Raw genomic sequence first — 23000 nt, 5'->3', positions numbered from 1 at the left:
GGCGTCAGGCCACGAACTGCAGCGCCGCCAGGCGCGCGTAGGCGCCGCCTTGCGCCACCAGCGACGCGTGCGTCCCCTGTTCGACGATGGCGCCGTGGTCCAGTACGACGATGCGGTCGGCTTTCTGCACGGTCGCCAACCGGTGCGCGATCACCAGTGTCGTGCGGCCCGTCATGGCGGACTCCAGCGCCGCCTGCACCATCCGTTCGCTCTCGGCGTCGAGCGCGCTGGTGGCCTCGTCGAGCAGCAGCAGCGGTGGGTTCTTCAGGATGGCTCGCGCGATCGCGATGCGCTGGCGCTGGCCGCCCGACAGCCGCACGCCGCGCTCGCCGAGGAAGGTGTCGTAGCCCTCGGGCAGCGCCTTGAGGAAGTCGTCGGCGAAGGCGGCGCGGGCGGCGGCGTACACCTCGTCCGGACTGGCTTCGGGGCGGCCATAGCGGATGTTCTCGAAGGCACTGGCCGAGAAGATCACCGCGTCCTGCGGCACCAGGCCGATGCGGCCGCGCAGGTCGTCCAGCGTCAGTGCGTCGAGCGGTGCACCGTCCAGCGCGATGCGGCCGGTCTGCGGATCGTAGTAGCGCAGCAGCAGTTGGAAGACCGTGCTCTTGCCGGCGCCGCTGGCACCCACCAGCGCCACCGTTTCGCCCGGCGCCACCTGCAGGCTGAAGTCGCGCAGCGCGGGCGTGAGCGGTCGCGAGGGGTAGTGGAATGTCAGGGCGTCGAAGCCGACGCGGCTGCCGGCCGGCGGCACCGGGGCGGCGACCGGTTGCCCCGGCGACGCGATGGCGGAGCGGGCGTGCAGCAGTTCCATCAGCCGCTCGGTGGCCCCGGCGGCGCGCAGCAGATCACCGTAGACCTCGCCCAGCACCGCCGCCGCCCCGGCCAGGATGATCACGTACACCACGGTCTGCCCCAGGTGTCCGGCGCTGATGCTGCCCTGCAGCACCGCCTGCGTGCCCTGGTACAGCCCCCACAGCAAGGCGGCCGAGGTGGCGATGATGATGAACGCCACCAGCACCGAGCGGGCCTTGGCACGCCGTACGGCGACGCGGAAAGCGCTGTCGGTCGAGGCGTCGAAGCGGGCGGCTTCGCGCGCTTCGGCGGTGTAGCTCTGCACCACCGGGATGGCATTGAGCACCTCGGCGGCGATGGCGCTCGAATCGGCCACCCGGTCCTGGCTGGCACGCGAGAGCTTGCGCACGCGCCGGCCGAACCACATGCTCGGCAGCACCACCAGCACCAGAGCGCCGAGCACCTGGCCCATCACGTACGGATTGGTCCACACCAGCATCGTCAGCGCACCGAGGCCCATCACCGCGTTGCGCAGGCCCATGCTCAGCGAGGAGCCGACGACGGTCTGCACGAGCGTGGTGTCGGCCGTCAGGCGCGACAGCACCTCGCCGGTCTGCGTGGTCTCGAAGAAGAGCGGGCTTTGCCGCAGCACATGGGCGTAAACCGCATTGCGCAGGTTGGCGGTGATGCGTTCGCCCAGCCAGCTGACGGTGTAGAAGCGCGCGGCCGAGAACAGCCCCAGCGCCACCGCCACGCCAAACAGCGCGAAGAAGTGGTCCCGCAGCGCCATGGTCTGGGCCCCGCGGTCGGCCGTGACCAGCCCGCCGTCGATCAGGCTGCGCAGCGCAAGCGGAAAGATCAGGGTGGCGACCGCCGCCGCCACCAGAAACACCCCCGCGAGGGCGATTTGCCAGCGGTAGGGGCGAAGAAAGGGAAGGAGGCCGGACAGGGACTTGGGCGAGCCTTTTGCCGGGGTGCGAGAGAGGGGGGCAGCCATGCGGCGATTCTACTGACCGGTTGCCCTTGCAAAGGTCGCCTTGACAGTAATTGCCTAAGCAAATAATATGGCCGACCCATGAACGAACCTACGCCCACCCACGGCGACGAGCGCACGCCGCTCGATGTGCCGCAGTTCTATTCGGCGCAAACCTACCGCGCGGAGGAAAGCGTCGGCTACCTGATGCGGCGCATCATGACGGCGGTGGCACAGGCGGTCGACTCCCAGATGCCCGAGCCCGGCGGCCCGACCTACCCGCAGTGGATTCCGCTGCACAAGCTGCACATGGGCACCGCCACCACCGTGGCCGAACTGGCGCGCGAATGCCTGCTCGACGCCGGTGCCATGACGCGGTTGCTCGACCGCCTGGAAGCCAAGGGCCTGTGCCGTCGCGTGCGTTCGGTGGCCGACCGGCGCGTCGTCAACATCGAGCTGACCGACAAGGGGCGCGCGGCCGCGCAGCAGGTCCCCACGATCCTGAGCAAGGTGCAGAACGAGCATCTCGCCGGCTTCAGCGCCGCCGAGTGGGAGCAGCTCAAGAGCTATTTGCGCCGCATCCTCGACAACGCACAGGCCCTGGCGGCCCGTGGAGAAAAGAAATGATCCGTCCCCTTTCCATGTTCCGTCGGGGCGCTGCGCTCCCGGTCGCCTCGGCCATTCTGGTGCTGCTCGCCGGTTGCGCCGACATGTCCGGCATCGCATCGCAGGCCAAGCTGCGCGACGCCGGATCGCTCGGTCTGAAGGCCGCCTCGTTCAGCACCGGCGCGAGCGAGGTCGACCGCCGCTGGTGGCTCGGCTTCGGCGACGCGCAGCTCGATGCGTTGATCGACGAGGCACTGGCCGGCAACCCGAACATCGCCGTGGCGCGGGCGCGCCTGGTGCGGGCCCAGGCGGCGATCGCCACCGCGGAAGCGGCCGACCGCCCACAACTCAACGGTGCGCTGGACGCCACACGCCAGAAGTTCAGCAGCAACTACATCTACCCCGCGCCGCTGGGCGGATCGGTGCAGAGCATGGGCACCCTGCAGCTCAACGGCAGCTGGGAGATCGACTTCTTCGGCAAGAACCGCGCAGCGCTCGACAGCGCCCTGGGCAGTTCGAACGCCGCGGCGGCCGAGGTGGATGCGGCGCGCATTCTGCTGGCCAGCAATGTGGCGCGCGGCTACATCCAATGGGCCCGGCTGAATGATCAGTTGACGGTGGCCAGGCGCACGCTGGCCCAGCGCGACGAAACGCTGCAGCTGGTGCGCGACCGCGTGTCCGCGGGCCTCGACACGCGCCTCGAGCTGCGTCAGAGCGAGGGCGGCCTGCCCGAGGCGCGCCAGCAGATCGAAGCTCTGAGCGAACAGATCGCCGTCGCGCAGCACGCGCTCGACGCGCTGGTGGCGCGCCCCGACGCAACCCAGAGCTTGAGCGCGCCCAGCCTCGCGTCGCTGCGCGATGTGGCGTTGCAGCCAAACCTCCCGGCCGACCTGCTGGGCCGTCGCGCCGACATCGCCGCCGCGCGCTGGCGCGTCGAGGCCGCCACGGGCGACGTGGCCGGTGCCAAGACCTTGTTCTATCCCAACGTCAACCTGACAGCCTTCGTCGGCGTGCAGAGCCTGGGGTTCGACAACCTGCTGAAATCCGACAGCGCCCAGTGGGGCGTCGGCCCCGCCATCCGGCTGCCGATCTTCGAAGGCGGACGGCTGCGCGCCAACCTGCGCGGCAAGGCGGCCGACCTCGATGCCGCCATCGAAAGCTACAACGCCAGCGTGATCGACGCGGTGCGCGATGCCGCCGACCAGGTCAGCAGCGCACAGTCGGTGGCGCGCCAGCAGGCACAGCAGCGCGAAGCGCAGACCGCCGCCGAAGGCGCCTACGAGATCGCGGTGCAGCGCTATCGCGCCGGCCTCGGCAACTACCTCAATGTGCTGACCGCCGAATCCACCGTGCTGGCACAGCGCCGCCAGGCCGTCGACCTCGCGGCGCGCGCGCTCGAGGCGCAGGTCGGCCTGGCACGCGCGCTGGGCGGTGGCTGGCAGCCGCCCGTCGCCGTGAGCGGCGACAGCAACGGCATGGCCGTGGCCGCCGACCGCACCCGAGCCGCCGCCGCGCACCCCTGAAGAACATCTCGCCCGAATTGGAAGGACACTGAACATGGACAACAACAACGCAGTCGCCGCTCCCGCCCCCGCCCCGTCGGCGGCCAAGGCCGGCAATCCAAAGCGCCGCCGCGCACTGACCGCACTGGCGGCCGCGGTGATCGTCGTCGGCGGGGGCTGGGGCGTCTACGAATGGCTGGTGGCCAGCCATTACGAGGACACCGACAACGCTTACGTGCAGGGCAATGTGATCCAGATCACGCCGCAGATCGCCGGCACCGTCATGGCCATCATGGCCGACGACACCGACTTCGTGAAGTCCGGCCAGCCGCTGGTGCAGCTCGACCCGGCCGATGCCAAGGTGGCGCTCGCGCAGTCCGAAGCCGCACTGGGCCAGGCGGTGCGCCAGGTGCGCACGCTCTACGTCAACAACGGCTCGCTCGCCGCGCAGGTCGCGCTCAAGCAGGCCGACATCGCGAAGGCGCAGAGCGACATCGCACGCGCGCAGGACGACCTCAAGCGCCGCCAGGCCCTCACCGGCAACGGCGCGGTGTCGAAGGAAGAACTCAACCATTCCGAAACCACGCTGGCCAACGCCAAGAGCGCGCTGGCCGCGGCCCAGGCCGGCGTGACCGCCGCGCGCGAGCAACTGGTCAGCAACCAGTCGCTCACCGAAGGCACCAGCGTCGAACGGCACCCGAGCGTGCTGGCGGCTGCCGCCAAGGTGCGCGAGTCGTGGCTGGCGGTGCAGCGCGTGTCGATGCCGGCGCCGGTCGACGGTTATGTCGCCAAGCGCACCGTGCAACTCGGCCAGCGGGTCGCTGCGGGCACGCCGATGATGTCCATCGTGCCGCTCAACCAGCTGTGGGTCGACGCCAACTTCAAGGAGGTGCAGCTGCGCAACATCCGCATCGGCCAGCCGGTGAAGCTCACGGCCGATCTCTACGGCAAGAAGGTGAGCTACGAGGGCAAGGTGGCGGGCCTCGGCGTGGGCACCGGGGCGGCCTTCGCGTTGCTGCCGGCGCAGAACGCGACCGGCAACTGGATCAAGGTGGTGCAGCGCGTGCCGGTGCGCATCGCGCTCGACGCCGAGCAGCTCAAGGCCAACCCGCTGCGCGTCGGCCTGTCGATGGACGCCGAAGTCGACGTGACCGACAAGGGCGGCAAGGCCCTGGCCGACGCGCCGCGCAGCACCGCCTTCGCACAGACGCAGGTCTATGCCGCCGCCGATACCGAGGCCGATGCCGAGGTCGCTCGCATCATTGCCGCGAACCTGGGCCGCCCGGCGCAGGCGCAGGGCGATGCGTCACCGTCGCCGAACCTGCATCCGGCGGCGCAGAACGGGCGTGGCGCCAAGCTGGCCCTGCGTCAGACGACCCGCGGCTGAGCGGGCGCGCCCCATGGCCACGACCGCCGCACCCGCCGCCCATCCGCCGCTGGAGGGCTCCGCGCGCATCCTCGGGACGATCGCGCTGTCTGCCGCGACCTTCATGAACGTGCTCGATACCTCGATCGCGAACGTGTCGCTGCCCGCGATTTCCGGCGACCTCGGGGTCAGCCCGACGCAGGGCACCTGGGTCATCACCAGCTTCGCCGTCGCCAACGCGATCGCCGTGCCGCTGACCGGCTGGCTCACGCAGCGCTTCGGCCAGGTGCGCCTCTTCATGCTCAGCATCCTGCTGTTCGTGATCAGCTCCTGGCTCTGCGGGCTGGCACCGAACATGACCACACTGATCCTGTTCCGCGCCGTGCAGGGCTTCGTCGCGGGGCCGATGATTCCGCTGTCGCAGACGCTGCTGCTGGCGAGCTATCCGCGTGCCATGGCCGGGCTGGCGATGGCGATGTGGGCCATGACGACGCTGGTCGCGCCGGTGATGGGCCCGTTGCTGGGCGGCTGGATCACCGACAACGTCTCGTGGCCGTGGATCTTCTACATCAACATTCCGGTGGGCATCCTGGCGGCGAGCATCATCTGGTCGCTCTACCGCAAGCGCGACAGCGAGACCAAGAGCGTGCCCATCGACACCATCGGCCTCACGCTGCTGGTGCTGTGGGTCGGCGCCATGCAGCTGATGCTCGACAAGGGCAAGGAACTCGACTGGTTCCATTCGCCGGAGATCGTCGCGATGGCGGTGGTGGCTGTCGTGGGTTTCGCTTTCTTCATCATCTGGGAGCTGACCGAAGAGCATCCGGTGGTCGACCTGTCGCTCTTCAAGCGCCGCAACTTCTGGACCGGAGCGGTCGCCACCGCGGTGGCCTACGGCGTCTTCTTCGGCAACCTGGTGCTGCTGCCGCTGTGGCTGCAGCAGTACATGGGCTACACCGCCACGCAGGCGGGCATGGTGCTGGCGCCGGTCGGTGCGTTCGCCATCGTGCTGTCGCCGCTCGTGGGCATGACGGTGGCGAAGGTCGACCCGCGCCGCTACGCGACCTTCTCCTTCCTGGTGTTCGCGCTGGTGCTCTGGATGCGCTCGAACTTCAACACGCAGGCCGACATGGGCACCATCATGGTGCCGACGATCGTGCAGGGCGTGGCGATGGCCTTCTTCTTCATTCCGTTGGTCACGCTCACGCTCTCCGGTCTCACGCCGGATCGCATCCCGGCGGCTTCGGGCCTGTCGAACTTCCTGCGCATCACTGCCGGCGCCATCGGTACGTCGGTGGTGACGACCGTGTGGGACAACCGCGCGACCGTGCACCACGCGCAGCTGGCCGAATCGATCAACCCCGGCAACGCGACGGCGATGGCGACCATCGGAAATCTGAGCAGCAGCGGCTTCAGCGCCGACCAGGTGCTCGGGCAGCTCAACCGGCTGGTCGACCAGCAGGCCTTCATGCTGGCGTCCAATGACGTGTTCTACGCATCGGCGGTGCTGTTCATTTTCCTGATCCCGCTGGTCTGGCTTGCGCGCCCGCAGATGGGTGGCGCCAGCTCCGACGCGGCGGCCGGTGCGCACTGAGGCGCCTGCGTTCGACGCTGACGCTGCGCTGACCGGCGGAACGCCTCAACGCGCTCAGGTTGCAGTGCAGCATAGGCATTTGCCCCAGTAGGCACGGGGGAGGGGGTCGCCAACAATGCGGTCGCGCTCATGGTGGGCGTGAACAGACGCACTGCATGAACGACCTTTCTTTTCCGCCCCCGGGCGCTTGCGCGAGATGAGCGACATCATTCTCGAGACGCGCCAGCTCACCAAGGAATTCAAGGGCTTCACCGCGGTCAGCAAGGTCGACCTCAATGTGGTGCGCGGGTCGATCCACGCGCTCATCGGCCCCAATGGCGCCGGGAAGACGACCTGCTTCAACCTGCTGACGAAGTTCCTGGAGCCCACCTCCGGCACCATCCTCTTCAACGGCCACGACATCACCGGCGAGCGGCCGGCGCAGATCGCGCGGCGCGGCATCATCCGCTCGTTCCAGATCTCGGCGGTGTTCCCGCATCTGACGTTGCTGCAGAACGTGCGCCTGGGGCTGCAGCGCGCGCTCGGCACCTCCTACCACTTCTGGAAGAGCGAGAAGTCGCTCAGGCCACTCGATGCGCGTGCACGCACGCTGCTGGCCGAGGTCGGGCTCGAAGACCTCGCCGACGAACTCACGGTGAATCTGCCCTACGGCCGCAAGCGCGCGCTCGAGATCGCGACCACGCTCGCGATGGAGCCCGAGCTGATGCTGCTGGACGAGCCCACGCAGGGCATGGGCCACGAAGACGTGCACCGCGTGGCCGAACTCATCAAGCGCGTTTCGGTCGGGCGCACCATCCTCATGGTCGAACACAACATGAGCGTGGTGTCGACCATCGCCGACACCATCACGGTGCTGCAACGCGGTGCGGTGCTGGCCGAGGGGCCGTACGAGCAGGTGTCGAACAACCCGCTGGTCATGGAGGCCTACATGGGCACCACCGACGGGCAACTGCAGGGAGCACATTGATGGCCGTCCCCGCACTCGAAATCAAAGACTTGCACGCCTGGTACGGCGAGTCGCACGTGCTGCATGGCGTCGACATGGTCGTGCAGCCGGGCGAAGTCGTCACGCTGCTGGGCCGAAACGGGGCAGGGCGCACCACCACGATGCGGGCGGTGCTCGGCCTCACCGGCAGCCGCAAGGGCAGCATCAAGGTGCACGGCACCGAAACCGTCGGCATGGCGACGCACCGCATCGCGCACCTCGGCATCGGTTACTGCCCCGAAGAACGCGGCATTTTTGCGAGCTTGTCAGCCGAAGAAAACCTGATGCTGCCGCCCGCACTCAAGGGCCCCGACAAGGGCATGTCGGTGGACGAGATCTACGCCATGTTTCCCAACCTGGCCGAGCGCCGCAACAGCCAGGGCACCCGGCTGTCGGGCGGCGAACAACAGATGCTGGCGGTCGCGCGCATCCTGCGCACCGGCGCCAAGCTGCTGCTGCTCGACGAGATCTCCGAAGGGCTGGCACCGGTCATCGTGCAGGCGCTGGCGCGGATGATCCACATGCTGCGCAGCAAGGGCTACACGGTCGTCATGGTTGAACAGAACTTCCGCTTCGCCGCGCCGCTGGCCGATCGCTTCTACGTGATGGAGCACGGGCGCATCGTCGAGACCTTCGGCGCGTCGGAGCTCGACGCCAAGATGCCGGTGCTCAACGAGCTGCTCGGCGTGTGAGCTTCCGCTTTTCTTCACGACAACAGTACGGAGACAAACCAATGAAAACAAGATTGAGTGCAATCGGCCTGGCAACTGCATCACTGCTTCTGGGGGGTACGGCGGTGTACGCCCAGGAGAAGGTCAAGATCGGCTTCGTCACCGACTTGTCCAGCCTCTATGCCGACCTGGAAGGCAAGGGCGGCATCACCGCCATCCAGATGGCGATCGACGACTTCGGCGGCAAGGCCCTCGGACAGCCCATCGAGCTGCTCACGGCCGACCACCAGAACAAGGCCGACGTGGCGGCCTCGAAGGCGCGCGAGTGGATCGACACCGCCGGCGTGACGATGGTCTTCGGCGGGACCAACTCCGGCACCGCGCTGGCCACTGCCAAGGTGGCTCAGGAGAAGAAGCGCGTCTACTTCAACAACGGCGCGGGCACCTCGGCGCTGACCAACGAGCAGTGCAGCCCCTACACGGTGCACTACGCCTACGACACCGTGGCGCTGGCCAAGGGCACGGGCAGCGCGGTGGTCGACAAGGGCGGCAAGAGCTGGTTCTTCCTCACCGCCGACTACGCCTTCGGCCATGCGCTGGAGGCCGACACCTCGACGGTGGTCAAGGCCAAGGGCGGCACGGTCGTCGGCACCGTGCGGCATCCGCTCAACGCCTCGGACTTCTCGTCCTTCCTGCTGCAGGCGCAGAACTCCAAGGCGCAGATCCTCGGCCTGGCCAACGCCGGCGGCGACTTCATCAACGCCGTGAAGGCGTCGAAGGAGTTCGGCATCAACAAGACGATGAAGACGGCCGGCCTGCTGGTGTTCCTGAGCGACATCCACAGCCTGGGCCTGAAGAACACCGAGGGCTTGCTGCACACCACCAGCTGGTACTGGGACCTGAACGACGACACGCGCAAGTTCGCCGCGCGCTTCTTCGAGAAGACCAAGCGCATGCCCACCGACATCCAGGCTGCCGACTACTCGGCAACGACGACCTACCTGAAGGCCGTGGCCGCGGCCAAGACCACCGATTCGGACAAGGTGATGGCGCAGCTCAAGAGCATGAAGATCGACGACTTCTACGGCAAGGGCCAGATCCGCGCCGACGGCAGCTTCATCCACGAGATGTACCTGGTCGAGGCCAAGTCGCCCGCCGAGTCGAAGAAGCCCTGGGACTACCTGAAGGTGATTGCCAAGCTGCCTGGCGAGCAAGTCTTCACGACCAAGGCCGAAACCAAGTGCGCGCTCTGGAAATGACCCGCCCGCCACGGCGCCTCCACCCCCGCATCGACCGCCCCCCCTTCATCCAGGAGACACCATGAAACGCAGCCTCATCGCCACCGTCTGTTCACTCGCCGTCGGCCTCATCGGTGCCACTGCGGCGCAGGCCCAGGCCACCGACAAGGTCAAGATCGGCTTCATCACCGACATGTCGAGCCTGTACGCCGACGTCGAGGGCAAGAACGGCGCGCTGGCCATCCAGATGGCCATCGACGACTTCGGCGGCAAGGTCAACGGCATGCCGATCGAGTTGCTGACGGCCGACCACCAGAACAAGGCGGACATCGCGGCCTCGAAGGCGCGCGAGTGGATCGACACGCAGGGCCTGACGATGCTCTTCGGCGGCACCAGCTCCGGCACCGGCCTGGCGATGGCCAAGGTGGCGCAAGAGAAGAAGCGTGTCTTCATGGTCAACGGTGCCGGCAGCTCGGCGCTGACCAACGAGCAGTGCACCCCCTACACGGTGCACTACGCCTACGACACCGTGGCGCTCGCCAAGGGCACCGGCAGCGCGGTGATTGCGCGCGGCGACAAGAACTGGTTCTTCCTGACGGCCGACTATGCCTTCGGGCACGCGCTCGAAGCCGACGCGACCAAGGTGGTGAAGGAGAAGGGCGGCACGGTGCTGGGCTCGGTCAAGACGCCGCTCAACACCTCGGACTTCTCGTCATTCCTGTTGCAGGCGCAGAACTCGAAGGCGCAGGTGCTGGCCCTGGCCAATGCGGGCGGCGACACCATCAATTCGATCAAGTCGGCGCGCGAGTTCGGCATCACCAAGTCGATGAAGATGGTCGGCCTGCTGGTGTTCGTCACCGACATCCACAGCCTGGGCCTGAAGAACACCGAAGGCCTGCTGCTCACCACCAGCTGGGACTGGAATCTCGACGACAAGACGCGCGCCTTCGGCAAGAAGTTCTTCGAGAAGACCAAGCGCATGCCGACCGACATCCAGGCGGCCGACTACTCGGCCACGATGACCTACCTGAAGGCATTGCAGGCCACCAAGACGACCGACGCCGACAAGGTGATGGAGTACCTCAAGAAGACGCCGATCGACGACTTCTATGCCAAGGGCTACGTGCGCCAGGACGGGCGCTTCGTGCATGACATGTACCTGATGCAGGTCAAGTCGCCCGCCGAGTCGAAGGAGCCGTGGGACTACTACAAGGTGGTGACCAAGCTCAAGGGCGAGGACGTCTTCACGACCAAGGCCGAGTCGCGCTGCTCGCTCTGGAAGTAGGTTTCTCCCCCCGGTCTGCGTGCACCGCATGTCGCTCCGCCAACCTCCTTGCGGTGGGCGGGGCCGGCCGGCCCCCGAATCGGAAACTCGATCGTTGTTGTTGAAACGTCTTCCATGAATATCTCCATGCCGGCCTTGTTGAGCCAGCTCCTTCTGGGGCTGGTCAACGGCTCGTTCTACGCGATCCTGAGCCTGGGGCTGGCCGTGATCTTCGGCCTGCTCAACGTGATCAACTTCGCCCACGGGGCGCTGTTCATGCTGGGGGCGGTGCTCAGCTGGATGGCGATGGAGTACTTCGGCATCAACTACTGGGTGATGCTGCTGGCCGCGCCGATCATCGTCGGCCTGTTCGGCGTGTTGATCGAGCGACTGCTGCTGCGCTGGATCTACAAACTCGACCATCTCTACGGCCTGCTGCTCACGCTCGGCCTGACGCTGCTGATCGAAGGCGTGTTCCGCTCGATCTACGGTGTTTCCGGTCTGTCCTACGACGCGCCCGATGCACTGTCGAGCGCGACCGACTTGGGCTTCATGGTGCTGCCCAACTACCGCGCCTGGGTGGTGGTCGCATCGCTGGTGATCTGCTTCGCCACCTGGTACGTCATCGAGAAGACCCGGCTGGGCGCCTACCTGCGCGCCGGCACCGAGAACCCACGGCTGGTCGAGGCCTTCGGCGTCAACGTGCCGCTGATGATCACGCTGACCTATGCCTTCGGCTGCGCGCTGGCCGCCTTTGCCGGTGTGCTCGCCGCGCCGGTCATCCAGGTGTCGCCGCTGATGGGGCAGAACCTCATCATCGTGGTGTTCGCGGTGGTGGTGATCGGCGGCATGGGTTCGATCATGGGCGCCATCCTCACCGGCCTCGGTCTCGGTGTGATCGAGGGGCTGACCAAGGTGTTCTATCCGGAGGCATCCTCCACCGTCGTGTTCGTGATCATGGTGATCGTGTTGCTGATTCGCCCGGCCGGCCTGTTCGGCAAAGAGAAATAAAAGTCGCGGTATGAAGAAGCTCTCCACCATCGTCTACCTGCTGCTGCTGGCCGCGCTGCTGGTGGCGCCGTTCTTCGGCGCCTATCCGGTCTTCGTGATGAAGCTCATGTGCTTCGCATTGTTCGCCTCGGCCTTCAACCTGCTGTTGGGCTACACCGGCCTGCTGTCCTTCGGCCATGCGGCCTTCCTCGGCGGCTCGGCCTATGTGGCCGGCCATGCGATCAAGGTCTGGGGCCTGACGCCGGAACTGGGCCTGATCGCGGGCACGCTCGCCGGTGCCGCCATGGGCTGGCTCTTCGGCGTGCTGGCAATTCGTCGCCAGGGCATCTACTTCGCAATGATCACGCTGGCATTGGCGCAGATGATGTTCTTCGTCGCGCTGCAGGCCAAGTTCACCGGCGGCGAGGACGGCCTGCAGGGCGTGCCGCGCGGCAAGCTCTTCGGCGTGATCGACCTGTCGAACGACCTCACCATGTACTACGTGGCGCTGGCCGTCGTCGTCGCGGCCTTCCTGCTGATCGTGCGCACCATTCATTCGCCCTTCGGCCAGGTGCTCAAGGGCATCAAGGAAAACGAGCCGCGTGCGCTCTCGCTGGGCTACGACGTGGCGCGCTTCAAGCTGCTGGCCTTCGTGATCTCGGCGGCGCTGTCGGGTCTGGCGGGTTCGCTCAAGACGCTGGTGCTGGGTTTCGCGACGCTGTCGGACGTGCACTGGACCGCCTCGGGGCAGGTCATTCTGATGACGCTGGTGGGTGGGCTCGGCACGCTGTCCGGGCCGATCGTCGGATCGGCGGTGGTGGTGCTGCTCGAGAACAAGATCGGCGAACTCGGCAACTTCCTGGCACGCGTCACCACCATCGACTGGTTCAACACGCTGGGCGAATCGGTGACCATGGTCACCGGCCTGATCTTCGTGGTCTGCGTGCTGGCCTTCCGCAAGGGCATCATGGGCGAGATCATCGCCTTCATCGAACGGCGGCGCGGCAAGCGCTGAAGCTGCGCTACAGCCGAAGGCGCGCCGCGTAGCCCGTCATTTCCAGGTAGCCACGCCCAACGCGTTGGCCGTGGTCGTCGAGCAGCTCGCTCAGGCCTTCCCAATACACCGCGCCGGTCGAGCCGCGGCTGTCGAGTTCCTGGTCGTCGAGCAGCGCACGCACGGTGAAGCGGCCGGCCGGCGTGTCGATGCGCCATTGCACCGGATACGACGCCTGGGTGCGCGGGCTGGTCCAGCGGCGCTCGGGCGCGAAGTGCACCTCCGTGGCCTCGAAGCTGCGTACCTCGCCACCGCGCGGCCGCCAGGAACCGCCGCTCCAGAGCGCGCCGCCGTTGGCCCGCCGCAGATGGAAGGCGGTGAGTGCGCTGCCGTCGTCGAGGTTCATGCCGATCCAGTCCCAGCCAACCGCTTCCGGGTGCATCAGCGCTTCGCTCCATTCGTGGTCGAGCCAGGCGGTGCCGGAGGACAGTTCGAAGGCCTGGCCTTGCAGCGTGATGCGGCCCTCGGCCGCGAGCTGCGGTTCGCTGTAGTAGTAGCTCGCCTGGTCGGGCTGCGGCCCCTTGCGCGACAGCCCGGCACGGCCTTGCAGCAGCACCGGCTGGGTCGGGGTGAAGGCGAGTGCCAGCGTGAAGTCGCCGGCCGGCAGGTGCGCCCGGTAGCGGCCATCGGTGCTGCGCTGCAGCGTCCAGTCGCGCAGGCGCACCTCGGTATCGGCCTCGGCCGCGTCTGCGATGCCGAAGCCGGCCCGTGCGATGCGCTGGTCGTGCAGCAGCCGGCCGCCCTGCAGATCGGTCACGGCCGCATGGGCGAACACCAACTGCTTCGCCGCGAAGGCCGAGCGCATGCCCTGCGTGGCGTCGACCCGCGAGCGGAAGAAGGTCAGCTGGAAGCCGAACTCACGCGCGCCGGAGCGCGCATGGCCGGTGATGTACCACCACTCGGTGCGCAGTTCGGGATGGCTGCCGAAGTCGCGCGGGAACTGCAGCGCGCGCGGCGGCAGCGCCCACGCGGCGGGTGCCGACAGCAGGGCCAGCAGCAGGGCGCGGCGGCGCATGGGGAGCATCCGGTTCCGTGGCATCTCACCAGTCCTCCTTCACGGCAAGAACGGCGTCGTGCCCCGCGGCCGCCCGGCCGGCCAGCCAGGCCGTGAGCGTGCCGGCCGCCACCACCGCGACGCAGAGTGCGGCGAGCCGCCCCCACGGTGCGCGCAGGTCCATGGTCCAGTGGAAGCTCTGCGGGTTGACCACGTGCACCAGCACGACCGCCACCGCCAGGCCGAGCGCCAGCCCGGCCAGCGCGCCGATCGCGGTCCAGGCCGCGCCTTCGCCGGCCACCACCGCGAGCACCTGCCGCCGGGTGAAGCCCAGGTGCACCATCAGGCCGAACTCCTTGCGCCGGGCCAGCACCTGTGCGCTGAAGCTGGCCGCGATGCCGAACAGGCCGATGGCGATTGCCACCCCCTGCAGCCAGTAGGTGACGGCGAAGCTGCGGTCGAAGATGCGCAGCGAGGTGGCGCGGATCTGCCCCACCGGGGCGAGCTCGAGCGCATCGCCCAGGCCCGGCTCGGCGGCAGCGAGCCGGCGCACCGCCGCCTGCACCTCGCCCTCGGCAGCGCCCGGCGCGAGCCACAGCGACACGTCGCTGGCACTGCGGTCGCCGGTGAGGCGCTCGAAGTCGCGGGCATCCATCGTGATCGCACCGAACTGCCGCACATAGTCGCGCCAGACGCCGGCCACGAAGAAGGCCGGCGTCGCACCGCGGCCGCCGAGTGCTTGTGCCAGCGGCGCGAACACCGTGCCCGGCCGTGCGCCGTACAGGTCGACCATCGCCTCGCTCACATAGATGCCGACCTGGCCCGCAGGTACCGGCAGCGCTTCGCCCACCAGCGGCAGCGTGCGGGCGGCGCCACTGTCCTCGAAGCTGCGGCCGATCAGCGTGACGGCCGGGCGTGAGGCGTCGAGCAGCAGCGGGCGCAGCCGCAGCGTGCCGGTGCGCGCCACGCCCGGCAGCTGCGCCAGGCGCTGCACGAAGGCCGGCGTGAAGGCCGCCTCGTCGCCGCTGTTGCCGGCGACGCGCAGGTAGAGGTCGGCCGGCAGCACCACGTCCAGCCATCGGGTGACCGAGTCGCGGAAGCTCGCGACCATCACCGTCAGGGCGACCGCCAGGCTCAGGCTCGCGACCACGCCACTCACCGCCACCGCGGCGGTACCGCGCATGCGGCGCGCCCGTTCGATGGCCAGCATCGGCAGCACATGATGTGCGAAGGCCGGCGCGAGCCGGTCGTACAGCAGTGCGATCAGCCAGGGCAGCGCGGTGATACCGCCCACCAGCAGGAAGCCGACCGAGAGGTACGCAGCCACCGGGATGTCGGCCACCGGCGGCAGCTTGGCCAGCCCGACGCCAACCGCCAGCAAGGCCAGCGGCACCAGCGGCCCGCCGCGCCGCGTTTCGGTGGCACCCAGGCCCTTGAGCGTCTGTGCCTCCGGCAGCGCTTGGGCGGCGCGTGCCGGCCACCAGCCGCCGACAGCCGCGGCGGCTACGCCCAGCACGCCGTAGAGCAGGGCGGCCCCACTGCTCCAGTGCAGGCGGGGGGCCACGCCGGCGAAGTAGCCGCCGCCGAGATCGCCACCGAGCACCCGCAGCGCGAGAGCGGCCAGCGCCGTGCCGAGCACGATGCCCGTCACGCTTCCCACCAGTCCGAGCAGCAGCGATTCAGCCAGCACCAGGCCGAGCCGTCCGCGCGGCGTCAGGCCGAGCACGCCCAGCAGCGCGAACTGCTGCGCACGCTTGGCCACGCTCAGGGCCAGCACCGAGAAGACCAGGAAGGCGCCGGTGAACAAGGCCACCAGTGCCAGCACCGTCAGGTTGACGCGGTAGGCCCGCGAGAGATTGCTCACGCGCTCCGCCGCATCGCCCGGCTCGGCGATGCGCACGTTGGGCGGCCAGTCGTGCGCGCTTTCCAGCGCGCGGGTGAAGGCGGCGCGGTCGGTGCCGCTCGCCAGGCGCAGGTCGATGCGGGTGAGCTGGCCGATGCGGCCGAACAGCTCCTGCGCCGCGGCGATGTCCATGACGGCGAGCGCGCTGCCGCCGGCAGCCACCGTGCCGGCGATCTGCACCTCGTGACGCTGCGGCCCCACCTGCAACACGACTTGGGTTGCCGTGTCGCCGAGCGCCGCACGGGCGGCGGCGTTGACGAAGGCCTGGCCCGGCGCGAAGAGCGCGAAGCGTTCTGCGTTCGCGGACGGCACCGGCATCAGCGCCGGCGCCAGCGAGGGCAGCGCGAGCGCGTCGACGCCGACGATGCGCAGCGGCAGGCGCTGGTCGCCGATCACCGCGCTGGCAGCGACCTCGACGACCGGGCTGGCGAGCGCCACCTGCGGATGGCGGGCGACGCGTGCGAACAGTGCCTCGTCGAAGCTGCCCTGCGCAGCGCGCAGTTCCAGGTCGGGCTGGCCGTTGACCGATCGCACCGCGCTGGAGAACTCGTCCAGCGCCGAGGCGTTGATGAGGTGCACCGAGAAGGCCAGTGACACACCGAGCATCACCGCCAGCACCGCCGCCGCGTTGCGCCACGGATGGTGGCGCAGCTCCTGCCAGGAGAAGGTGAGAAGCAACGCACGCATCGGGCGATTGTGGGCCCCGTGCGCCGAATGCAAGCTCGCCATTGTTTCCTTCCCGAGAACACCGTGGTTCGTTTTGGCGCGCGTTGCAGGCCCAGGCGCGGCCGACAATTCATTCAACAGAGCAGCAGACGCAACGAGTTGAAGACGCTGATCTGGGTGAGCTAGGCACCGAGCGTGGTGGCCGCCCCCATCAAGAGGACGGCGCCCCCCGATACCGGTTCGAAATTCATCCCAACCCTTGAAGGAATCATCATGAAGACCTCGCAATTCGTCGGCGCCGTTGTTCTCTCCATCCTCGGTGTCGCCACCGGCGCGCAAGCCGAAACCTACCAGGGCGTGCAGACCGTGGACGCGGCCGTGAGCCGCGCCGACGTCACTGCGCAAGCACGTGCGGCGGCGCGCACCGGTGATCAGTTCAGCGAAGCCTCGTCCGGCGGCGTCGCTCCGGCGATGGCCTCCAGCGTAGACCGCGCCACGGTACGCAGCCAAGCCAGCCAGGCCGCCCGCCAAGGCGACATCTACAGCGATGCCGCGCTGTACGGCTTCCCGGCACCGATCGTGGGTGGTGCCGACCGCGCCGCGGTCCGTGCGCAGGCCCGCGAAGCCGCACGCACCTCCACGGCCGTGCCGCTCTGATCGCGTCGCCGCTTCGTTGGCTCTGAAATGAGGCCGCCGTCGAAAGACGGCGGCCTTTTTCATGCGGCCGGGCCGCGTGGCCGACAGCAACATCGTCGCGGCCGCATGAGCGGGCAGCGGTGGCCTGCTTATCGCCTCACGGCACTTTTCGCACTTCGACTGCGACGGGCAGCAGCACGGAGCCATCTTTGGCTTGCGGTGCCATGCGTGGAATCGGCTTGCCGGTGCGCTTGTCGATCAGCACCGAATGGCGCTCGCCGCGCTCGAACAGGTGCTGTTCGCCCCATTGCCGCAGCGCCACCACGATGGGGAACAGGCTTTCCCCCTTGGCCGTCAGGACGTACTCCTGATAGGCGGAGCCGTCCGAAGCCGCCTGCGTTTCCAGAATGCCGGCCTCGACCAGCCTGCGCAGCCGATCGGACAGGATGTTGCGGGCCACGCTCAGGCTGCGCTGGAAGTCGCCGAAGCGGCGCATGCCATCGAAGGCATCCCGCACGACGAGCAGCGACCAGCGATCTCCGATGAGATCGACGGAACGGGCGACGGGGCAAGGTTCGTCGTTCATGGGCTTGCGTGACCGCATGGAGTCTCCTTGTGGACTGGCAGATGCACGGGTTTTGGTTGCATTTTAAAACTACGTGGCCTAGCATTCAATCGGTTTTATTTTGAAACTAGATTGGATGGGTATCGTGTCATGAAGGCGGGTTCCATTTCGACTGCATTGCCGCGCAGTCTGGTGTGGCTGTTCGCCACCGCCAGCGGTTTGAGTGTGGCGAACGTCTATTACGCGCAGCCCCTGCTGGACGCGCTGGCGTGGGACTTCGGCATCAGCCATGCAGCGGTCGGGGGCGTGGTCACGGCCACGCAGATCGGCTGCGCGCTGGCCTTGCTGCTGCTGGTGCCGCTGGGCGACCGGGTGGATCGCCGCCGCCTGATGGCCGTGCAACTGCTGGCGTTGGTGACCGCGCTGGTTGCCGTCGGCATGGCGCAGTCCGCGCCGGCCTTGCTGGCCGGAATGCTTGTCGTCGGCTTGCTGGGGACGGCGATGACGCAGGGGCTGATTGCCTACGCGGCCAGCGCCGCCGCGGCCCACGAGCAAGGGCACGTCGTCGGCGCGGCGCAAAGCGGTGTGTTCATCGGCCTGCTGCTCGCGCGGGTGTTCGCTGGCGGTGTCAGCGACTTGGTCGGCTGGCGTGGTGTGTACCTCTGCGCCGCCGCGCTGATGCTGGCGATTGCGCTACCGCTTTGGCGGCGGCTGCCAGCCCTGGCTGCAGCGCCGAGCGCGATGAGCTACCCGCGCCTGATCGCATCCATGCTGACGCTGCTGCGACAGGAAAAGCTGCTGCAAGTGCGTGGTGTGCTGGCGCTGCTGATGTTCGCGGCGTTCAACATCTTTTGGAGTGCGCTGGTGCTGCCGTTGCGCGCGCCTCCCTATGGCTTCTCCCACACCATCATCGGCGCCTTCGGTCTGGTCGGCGTGGTCGGCGCGCTGGCGGCTGCGCGTGCCGGGCAATGGGCCGACCGGGGGCATGGCCAGCGCACCAGCGCGGCGGCGCTCGTGGTGTTGCTGCTGGCCTGGTGGCCGTTGTCGCTGATGGAATGGTCACTCGGGGCGCTGGTGGTCGGCATCGTGCTGCTCGACCTGGGCGGCCAGGCGCTGCATGTCACCAACCAGAGCATGATCTTTCGCACCCGCCCCGAAGCGCATAGCCGACTGGTCGGCCTCTACATGCTGTTCTACGCGGTCGGCAGCGGACTGGGCGCGATCAGCACCACCGTCATCTATGCCCATGCCGGCTGGCAGGGCGTGTGCCTGCTGGGCGCGACGGTCAGTCTGCTGGCGCTGCTGTTCTGGTGGACGACGCGGCGGGCCCTGTCTCCGGCGGCGGCTCGCCCGCCGGATGCTCTCTGCCCTGGACCTTGCGCGCGATAGCGCACCAGAGCACGCGCCTGACGTGGGCGAGCCAAGCTGTTTCTGGCGCGGCAAGGGAGTCGATCCGCTAAGCTTCCTGCATGATTTCACTGCCCACCTACGACGATGTGGCCGCCGCCTCCGAACGGCTCGCGGGCCACGCCCACCGCACCCCCGTGCTGCGTTCATCGACCGCCGATGCACGCTGGGGCGCGCAGTTCTTCTTCAAGTGCGAGAACTTCCAGCGCATGGGGGCCTTCAAGTTCCGCGGCGCTTTCAACGCGCTGTCGCGCTTCGACGCCGCGCAGCGCCAGGCGGGCGCCATCGCGTTTTCATCCGGCAACCACGCCCAGGCCGTCGCGCTGTCGGCGCGGCTGCTCGGCATGCCGGCCGTGATCGTCATGCCGCTGGATGCGCCGTCCGCCAAGGTGACGGCCACGCGTGGCTACGGTGCCGAGGTGGTGACCTACGACCGCTTCACCGAAGACCGCGAGGCGATCGCCAAACGCCTGGCGACCGAACGCGGCATGACGCTGATCCCGCCTTACGACCATCCGGACGTGATCGCCGGGCAGGGCACCGCGGCCAAGGAACTGATCGAGGAAGTCGGCCCGCTCGATGCACTCTACGTGTGCCTGGGCGGCGGGGGCCTGACCAGCGGCTCGGCCCTGTCGGCGCTTGCGCTGTCGCCGGGCTGCAAGGTGTACGGTGTCGAGCCCGAGGCGGGCAACGACGGCCAGCAGTCGCTGCGCGCCGGCCACATCGTGCACATCGCGACGCCGAAGACCATCGCGGACGGCGCCCAGACCCAGTATCTGGGCGAATACACCTTCGGCATCATCCGCCGCGATGTCGCGGACATCCGCACGGTGAGCGACGCGCAGTTGGTCGATGGCATGCGCTTCTTCGCCGAGCGCATGAAGATGGTGGTCGAACCGACCGGTTGCCTGGCTTTCGCGGCTGCGGTGGCCGATGCGCCGTCGCTGCAGGGCGCGAGGGTCGGGGTGATCGTGAGTGGCGGCAACGTCGACCTGGCGCGCTACGCCGCACTGCTGAACGGCGACTGACGGCCGTTCAGGCGGCGATCCCGTCGGCGCGCAGGTGCAGTACCCGGTCGGCGCGGGCCGCGGCGGCCTCCGAATGCGTGACCAGCACCAGCGAGGCGCCGTGCTCGCGGGTCTGGACCAGCAGCACGTCCATCACCTTCGCTGCGGTCGTCGGGTCGAGGTTGCCGGTCGGCTCGTCGGCCAGCAGCAGGGCGGGGCGGTGCACCAGCGCACGGGCGATGGCGACGCGCTGCAACTGGCCACCGCTGAGTTGCTGCGGCAGCCGTGCGCCGAGGCCGGCCAGGCCGACCACCTCAAGCATGCGGGCCACGCGCACGTCGTCGCGCTGACCCAGCAGCATCAGCGGCAGCGCCACGTTCTGCGCCACGTCGAGATGTGGCAGCACGTGGAAGGCCTGGAAGACGAAGCCGACGTGGCTGCGCCGCCAGAGCGCGCAGGCCTCGGCGTCGAGCGCGCCGACGTCCATGCCGTCGTGCACGATGCGGCCGGCATCCCAGTGGTCGAGGCCGGCCATGCAGTTGAGCAGCGTCGACTTGCCGACGCCCGATTCGCCGACGATGGCGACGAACTCGCCGGGCGCCACGTCGAGCGAGACGTCCGCGAACACGGTCGCATCGCCGTAGCGTTTGGCCAGGCCATCGACGTGCAAGGTCATCGGACTTCCAGGATGCGGTCGACCACCTGCGCGGTGGCATCCGGTGCCTCGGCGGCGATGACCTGGCGCTGCGGCATGCTGCGCAGCCAGGTGATCTGCCGCTTGGCGAGCTGGCGCGTGGCGGCGATGCCGCGTTCGCGCAGCTCGGCCAGCGGGAAGTCGCCGTCGAGCGCCTCCCAGGCCTGCCGGTAGCCGACGCAGCGCATCGACGGCAGGTCGGGGTCCAGGTCGCCACGCGCGCGCAGCGCCTGCACTTCGTCGATGAAGCCACCGGCCAGCATGGCGTCGAAGCGCTCGGCGATGCGGCCGTGCAGCCAGGCGCGGTCGGTGGGCTCGAGCGAGGCCAGCAGCGAACAGGCGGGCCGGTCCGATGGCGGCTTGGCCTTGCCGGCGGCATGGAAGTGCGACAGCGGCTGGCCGCTCGTGTGCCAGACCTCCAGCGCGCGCTGGATGCGCTGGCTGTCATGGGGCGCGAGCCGCGCGGCGGTGGGTGGATCGACCTCGGCCAGTCGCGCGTGCATCGCCGGCCAGCCGTGCGTTGCAGCCTCGGCTTCGAGCATCGCGCGCACGGCCGGGTCGGCCGCGGGCATGGCGTCGATGCCGTCGGCCAGCGCCTTGAAGTAGAGCATCGTGCCGCCCACCAGCAGCGGCAGTCGGCCGCGGGCACTGATCTCGCCGATGAGGCGCGTGGCGTCGGCCACGAAGGCCGCGGCGCTGTAGGCCTCGCGCGGATCGCGGATGTCGATCAGGTGGTGCGGCACCGCGGTGCGTTCGGCCGGCGTGGGCTTGGCGGTGCCGATGTCCATGCCGCGGTAGACCAGCGCGGAGTCGACGCTGACGATCTCGACCGGCCGGCGCCGCGCCACCGCCAGGGCGGCCGCGGTCTTTCCGGAAGCGGTCGGGCCGGCAATGGCGGCGTACCGCAGCGGTCCCTCAGCCATGCACCGGCATCCGCGTCCCGACGGCGCCTCGGCACGCCGGCGGCGTCGAGGGCGAACTGGCCGAGGCGGCAGGGGCAGGCGAAGAACGCAACATGCGCCCGAGGGTAACAAATGGGCGCGGGGCGGGTCAGCCGGCCGTGCGATCGCCCCAGCGGCGCCCGTCTGGGCACCCGTCGCTCAGCCCTCAGATGGCGCGCGCGTTGTCGCCGGCGACGTCGGTGCTCGGCGGTTTCATGCGGAACAGCTGCGACAGGGCCGCGCGGTATTGCGCCGCACCGACCGAATTGGTGTTGTGGTGCGAGCCGCCTTCGACCAGCACGAACATTTTCGGCACCTTGGCGGCTTCGTACAGCTTGCGGCCCAGCGTCGGGTTGATCAGGCTGTCGGCGGTGCCGTGCACCACCAGCAGCGGCGCGCCGATGTCCTTGACCTTGCTGATGGCCTCGAAGCGCTGGGTGATGAGCGCACTGAACGGCAGCCAGCCCCACTTGAAGCTGCCCACCACGTCGGCGATGGAGGTGAAGGTGCTTTCGACGATGGTCCCGCTTTCGTCGTGCACGTTGGCCGCCAGGTCGATGCCGATGGCGCCGCCCAGCGAGTGCCCGAAGATGTAACGGTGCTGTTGCGGATGGCGGGCGGCCAGCCAGGTCCAGGCGGCGCGGGCATCTTCGCGCGCGGTGGCTTCCGACGGCAGTCCGGCCGAGCTCTTGCCGAAACCGCGGTAGTCGATGGCCAGTACCGAGAAGCCCAGCTCGTGCATGCGCCGCATGCGGGGTGCCGAACCGGCCACGTTGTAGCGGGCGCCGTGCAGGTACAGCAGCACCGGGGTGTCGGCGGATTCGGGTGCGCCACCCAGCCAGAGGCCGTGCAGGCGTGCGGGTTCGCCGGTCACGTTGGACTTGAAATCGATCCAGACGTGCTCCATGCCCTCGGTCATGACTTCGGAATTGCCCCAGCTGCGGTCGCTGGGCTGGAAGATCCACTCGCGCTGCCGCTCGTCGAGGGTCGAACAGCCGCCGGCCAGAAGGGCGATGGCGGCGGTGGCCGTGGCGAACAGGGACCAGTGTTTCATGCGTGGGCAGACAGACAGGTAATGCCGTCGGAAAGTTCCGACAAGAAGACCATGCAACGTGCGTGCCTGCCCAGGCGATGACGCTCGGAAACCCCGAT

At 68.6% G+C, this 23000-nt stretch carries 20 protein-coding genes; 13 read left to right on the top strand and 7 right to left on the bottom strand.

The annotated features are described in order from the left end of the window. Positions 1–4: 4 nt before the first annotated feature. On the bottom strand, positions 5–1789 hold the full coding sequence (locus ACSFBE_RS04955; RefSeq protein WP_435489264.1) for an ABC transporter transmembrane domain-containing protein: 1785 nt from the start codon (positions 1787–1789) through the stop codon (positions 5–7). Between the two features lie 78 nt (positions 1790–1867). Here ACSFBE_RS04955 and ACSFBE_RS04950 point away from each other — a divergent pair, with 78 nt between their 5' ends. The 10 genes from ACSFBE_RS04950 (at position 1868) to ACSFBE_RS04905 (ending at position 12996) form a co-directional block, all read left to right on the top strand. Beyond that, entirely contained in the window at positions 1868–2392 is a 525-nt protein-coding gene (locus ACSFBE_RS04950; RefSeq protein ID WP_435489263.1) for a MarR family winged helix-turn-helix transcriptional regulator, read from the top strand. After that, positions 2389–3894 carry an efflux transporter outer membrane subunit gene (locus ACSFBE_RS04945; protein WP_435489262.1) on the top strand — a complete coding sequence of 502 codons (1506 nt, stop codon included), beginning with the start codon at positions 2389–2391 and terminating at the stop codon, positions 3892–3894. The genes ACSFBE_RS04950 and ACSFBE_RS04945 overlap by 4 nt, the downstream gene beginning before the upstream one ends. A 34-nt stretch (positions 3895–3928) precedes the next feature. Beyond that, positions 3929–5260 (top strand): HlyD family secretion protein, encoded by a 1332-nt coding sequence (locus ACSFBE_RS04940; protein ID WP_435489261.1) that lies wholly within the window; start codon positions 3929–3931, stop codon positions 5258–5260. A 13-nt stretch (positions 5261–5273) separates the two neighbouring features. Beyond that, complete coding sequence (locus ACSFBE_RS04935; RefSeq protein ID WP_435489260.1) at positions 5274–6833, top strand: DHA2 family efflux MFS transporter permease subunit; 1560 nt, start codon at positions 5274–5276, stop codon at positions 6831–6833. A 196-nt stretch (positions 6834–7029) separates the two neighbouring features. Next, positions 7030–7800, top strand: a complete 771-nt coding sequence (locus tag ACSFBE_RS04930) for an ABC transporter ATP-binding protein (protein WP_435489259.1) — start codon at positions 7030–7032, stop codon at positions 7798–7800. Then, on the top strand, positions 7800–8510 hold the full coding sequence (locus ACSFBE_RS04925; protein ID WP_435489258.1) for an ABC transporter ATP-binding protein: 711 nt from the start codon (positions 7800–7802) through the stop codon (positions 8508–8510). The genes ACSFBE_RS04930 and ACSFBE_RS04925 overlap by 1 nt, the downstream gene beginning before the upstream one ends. Positions 8511–8551: 41 nt before the next feature. Further along, on the top strand, positions 8552–9748 hold the full coding sequence (locus tag ACSFBE_RS04920) for an ABC transporter substrate-binding protein (protein ID WP_435489257.1): 1197 nt from the start codon (positions 8552–8554) through the stop codon (positions 9746–9748). A 61-nt stretch (positions 9749–9809) separates the two neighbouring features. Continuing rightward, a complete protein-coding gene (locus tag ACSFBE_RS04915; protein WP_435489256.1) occupies positions 9810–11012 on the top strand; it encodes an ABC transporter substrate-binding protein in 1203 nt (400 codons plus the stop codon). 114 nt (positions 11013–11126) lie between these two features. After that, on the top strand, positions 11127–12002 hold the full coding sequence (locus ACSFBE_RS04910) for a branched-chain amino acid ABC transporter permease (protein ID WP_286645462.1): 876 nt from the start codon (positions 11127–11129) through the stop codon (positions 12000–12002). A 10-nt stretch (positions 12003–12012) separates the two neighbouring features. Further along, positions 12013–12996 (top strand): branched-chain amino acid ABC transporter permease, encoded by a 984-nt coding sequence (locus ACSFBE_RS04905; RefSeq protein WP_435489255.1) that lies wholly within the window; start codon positions 12013–12015, stop codon positions 12994–12996. Positions 12997–13003: 7 nt separating this feature from the next. Here ACSFBE_RS04905 and ACSFBE_RS04900 read toward each other — a convergent pair whose 3' ends face one another. Together ACSFBE_RS04900 and ACSFBE_RS04895 are read right to left on the bottom strand one after the other, a co-directional pair. Then, entirely contained in the window at positions 13004–14050 is a 1047-nt protein-coding gene (locus tag ACSFBE_RS04900) for a lipocalin-like domain-containing protein (protein ID WP_435489254.1), read from the bottom strand. 25 nt (positions 14051–14075) lie between these two features. After that, positions 14076–16619, bottom strand: coding sequence for an FtsX-like permease family protein (locus ACSFBE_RS04895; protein WP_435489253.1), 2544 nt, complete (start codon positions 16617–16619; stop codon positions 14076–14078). 252 nt (positions 16620–16871) lie between these two features. Here ACSFBE_RS04895 and ACSFBE_RS04890 point away from each other — a divergent pair, with 252 nt between their 5' ends. Beyond that, the gene (locus ACSFBE_RS04890) at positions 16872–17255 is read left to right on the top strand and encodes a helicase SNF2 (protein ID WP_435489252.1); all 384 of its coding nucleotides are present in this window, start codon (positions 16872–16874) and stop codon (positions 17253–17255) included. 136 nt (positions 17256–17391) lie between these two features. Here the strand turns inward: ACSFBE_RS04890 and ACSFBE_RS04885 are convergent, their stop codons facing one another. Further along, positions 17392–17838, bottom strand: coding sequence for a winged helix-turn-helix transcriptional regulator (locus ACSFBE_RS04885; RefSeq protein WP_435489251.1), 447 nt, complete (start codon positions 17836–17838; stop codon positions 17392–17394). Between the two features lie 111 nt (positions 17839–17949). Between ACSFBE_RS04885 and ACSFBE_RS04880 the strand changes: the two genes are divergently transcribed. Then, the gene (locus ACSFBE_RS04880; protein ID WP_435489250.1) at positions 17950–19188 is read left to right on the top strand and encodes an MFS transporter; all 1239 of its coding nucleotides are present in this window, start codon (positions 17950–17952) and stop codon (positions 19186–19188) included. A gap of 80 nt (positions 19189–19268) precedes the next feature. Then, a complete protein-coding gene (locus tag ACSFBE_RS04875) occupies positions 19269–20234 on the top strand; it encodes a threo-3-hydroxy-L-aspartate ammonia-lyase (protein ID WP_435489249.1) in 966 nt (321 codons plus the stop codon). A gap of 7 nt (positions 20235–20241) precedes the next feature. Here ACSFBE_RS04875 and ACSFBE_RS04870 read toward each other — a convergent pair whose 3' ends face one another. The 3 genes from ACSFBE_RS04870 to ACSFBE_RS04860 all read right to left on the bottom strand — a co-directional run bounded on the left by ACSFBE_RS04870 (position 20242) and on the right by ACSFBE_RS04860 (position 22902). Continuing rightward, positions 20242–20889 carry an ABC transporter ATP-binding protein gene (locus ACSFBE_RS04870; RefSeq protein WP_435489248.1) on the bottom strand — a complete coding sequence of 216 codons (648 nt, stop codon included), beginning with the start codon at positions 20887–20889 and terminating at the stop codon, positions 20242–20244. Further along, positions 20886–21830: a tRNA (adenosine(37)-N6)-dimethylallyltransferase MiaA gene (miaA, locus tag ACSFBE_RS04865; protein WP_435489247.1), complete on the bottom strand. Its 945-nt coding sequence runs from the start codon at positions 21828–21830 to the stop codon at positions 20886–20888. Before miaA ends, ACSFBE_RS04870 begins: the two co-directional genes overlap by 4 nt. 184 nt (positions 21831–22014) lie before the next feature. Continuing rightward, positions 22015–22902, bottom strand: coding sequence for an alpha/beta hydrolase (locus tag ACSFBE_RS04860; RefSeq protein WP_435489246.1), 888 nt, complete (start codon positions 22900–22902; stop codon positions 22015–22017). Positions 22903–23000: the final 98 nt, after the last annotated feature.

The organism is Variovorax sucrosi (assembly GCF_051216635.1).
Taxonomy (GTDB): Bacteria; Pseudomonadota; Gammaproteobacteria; order Burkholderiales; family Burkholderiaceae_C; genus Variovorax.
Note: the sequence above shows the minus strand (reverse complement) of the source record. Positions and strands in the feature narration are given on the sequence as shown.

Coding starts and splice junctions, on each gene's coding strand:
- ACSFBE_RS04870 (WP_435489248.1), bottom strand. CDS start 20,889: ATGACCTTGCACGTCGATGGCCTGGCCAAACGCTACGGCGATGCGACC.
- ACSFBE_RS04910 (WP_286645462.1), top strand. CDS start 11,127: ATGAATATCTCCATGCCGGCCTTGTTGAGCCAGCTCCTTCTGGGGCTG.
- miaA (WP_435489247.1), bottom strand. CDS start 21,830: ATGGCTGAGGGACCGCTGCGGTACGCCGCCATTGCCGGCCCGACCGCT.
- ACSFBE_RS04935 (WP_435489260.1), top strand. CDS start 5,274: ATGGCCACGACCGCCGCACCCGCCGCCCATCCGCCGCTGGAGGGCTCC.
- ACSFBE_RS04915 (WP_435489256.1), top strand. CDS start 9,810: ATGAAACGCAGCCTCATCGCCACCGTCTGTTCACTCGCCGTCGGCCTC.
- ACSFBE_RS04890 (WP_435489252.1), top strand. CDS start 16,872: ATGAAGACCTCGCAATTCGTCGGCGCCGTTGTTCTCTCCATCCTCGGT.
- ACSFBE_RS04880 (WP_435489250.1), top strand. CDS start 17,950: ATGAAGGCGGGTTCCATTTCGACTGCATTGCCGCGCAGTCTGGTGTGG.
- ACSFBE_RS04945 (WP_435489262.1), top strand. CDS start 2,389: ATGATCCGTCCCCTTTCCATGTTCCGTCGGGGCGCTGCGCTCCCGGTC.
- ACSFBE_RS04875 (WP_435489249.1), top strand. CDS start 19,269: ATGATTTCACTGCCCACCTACGACGATGTGGCCGCCGCCTCCGAACGG.
- ACSFBE_RS04860 (WP_435489246.1), bottom strand. CDS start 22,902: ATGAAACACTGGTCCCTGTTCGCCACGGCCACCGCCGCCATCGCCCTT.
- ACSFBE_RS04885 (WP_435489251.1), bottom strand. CDS start 17,838: ATGCGGTCACGCAAGCCCATGAACGACGAACCTTGCCCCGTCGCCCGT.
- ACSFBE_RS04895 (WP_435489253.1), bottom strand. CDS start 16,619: ATGCGTGCGTTGCTTCTCACCTTCTCCTGGCAGGAGCTGCGCCACCAT.
- ACSFBE_RS04925 (WP_435489258.1), top strand. CDS start 7,800: ATGGCCGTCCCCGCACTCGAAATCAAAGACTTGCACGCCTGGTACGGC.
- ACSFBE_RS04955 (WP_435489264.1), bottom strand. CDS start 1,789: ATGGCTGCCCCCCTCTCTCGCACCCCGGCAAAAGGCTCGCCCAAGTCC.
- ACSFBE_RS04930 (WP_435489259.1), top strand. CDS start 7,030: ATGAGCGACATCATTCTCGAGACGCGCCAGCTCACCAAGGAATTCAAG.
- ACSFBE_RS04920 (WP_435489257.1), top strand. CDS start 8,552: ATGAAAACAAGATTGAGTGCAATCGGCCTGGCAACTGCATCACTGCTT.
- ACSFBE_RS04950 (WP_435489263.1), top strand. CDS start 1,868: ATGAACGAACCTACGCCCACCCACGGCGACGAGCGCACGCCGCTCGAT.
- ACSFBE_RS04905 (WP_435489255.1), top strand. CDS start 12,013: ATGAAGAAGCTCTCCACCATCGTCTACCTGCTGCTGCTGGCCGCGCTG.
- ACSFBE_RS04940 (WP_435489261.1), top strand. CDS start 3,929: ATGGACAACAACAACGCAGTCGCCGCTCCCGCCCCCGCCCCGTCGGCG.
- ACSFBE_RS04900 (WP_435489254.1), bottom strand. CDS start 14,050: ATGCGCCGCCGCGCCCTGCTGCTGGCCCTGCTGTCGGCACCCGCCGCG.